Source organism: Mesorhizobium sp. M1A.F.Ca.IN.020.06.1.1, assembly GCF_004023265.1.
Lineage (GTDB): Bacteria > Pseudomonadota > Alphaproteobacteria > Rhizobiales > Rhizobiaceae > Mesorhizobium.
Genome location: NZ_RZSR01001558.1, coordinates 1 through 765 on the forward strand (window position 1 = coordinate 1; position 765 = coordinate 765).

A 765-nucleotide genomic window follows, 5' to 3' on the forward strand; every position below is an offset into this window, starting at 1 on the left:
ATCTTGGAGCGGCCATAGTTGCGGCCCTCGCCGAGCAGCACTGCCAAATGCGCTTGCCAGAAGCCGTCCTTCAGCCGGAGATTGACGAAGCCCGGGCCGGCAACATCGTCGGAAGCGATGTCGGCATCGCTGCGCAGCGCTGCGGTCAGCTGCTCGGCCAGCGCGCGCGGGTTCTGGCCGGTGGGCTTTGCCAGCACCATCGCCGCATTGGTGGCAAGGTCGCCATGACTGGCGTCGCGCGGCGGCTCGACCGCGATGCGCGACAGATCCAGCGCTCCGCCATCCTTGTTCTTCAGATCAAGGGCTTCGACGGCTTTTACGATCCGCGCGTTGAAATCGGCGAAGATATTCATCGGGTATGCTCTGGGCTTTAAGAGGGACCGGCTGCTTGGCCGACAAAATCGTGGCTCGCCCTAGCCCAAATCCGGCGTATGGTCAAACAATCGCCTGTGCTCCTTGAGCGCATAGGTATCGGTCATTCCGGCCAGGAAATCGGCGACGCTGCGCGCCTTGATGCGATCCTGCGCCCTGTCGAGCCCTTCGCGCCAGCCGTCCGGCATGGCGCGCGGGTCGGCGAAATAGACATCGAACAGGTCGCGGACGATCTGCTCGGCGTCGGCCCGCACGCGCATCACTTCGGCATGCCGGTAGAGATGCTTGTAAAGAAAGGCCTTCAGCTCCTTTTCGGCTGCCGCCATTTCGGCCGAGAAGGTGACCATCGTCTCACCCGCCGCCCTCACCGCATCGGCGCTGTCCGGCTTGAGG

The 765-nt window shown here is 63.8% G+C and carries 2 pseudogenes; both read right to left on the bottom strand.

Features of this window, described 5'->3' with window-relative positions:
* Positions 1-353: pseudogene (locus EOA60_RS35515) on the bottom strand (arginine--tRNA ligase); the annotation flags it as partial.
* A gap of 60 nt (positions 354-413) precedes the next feature.
* Positions 414-765: pseudogene (locus tag EOA60_RS35520) on the bottom strand (deoxyguanosinetriphosphate triphosphohydrolase); the annotation flags it as partial.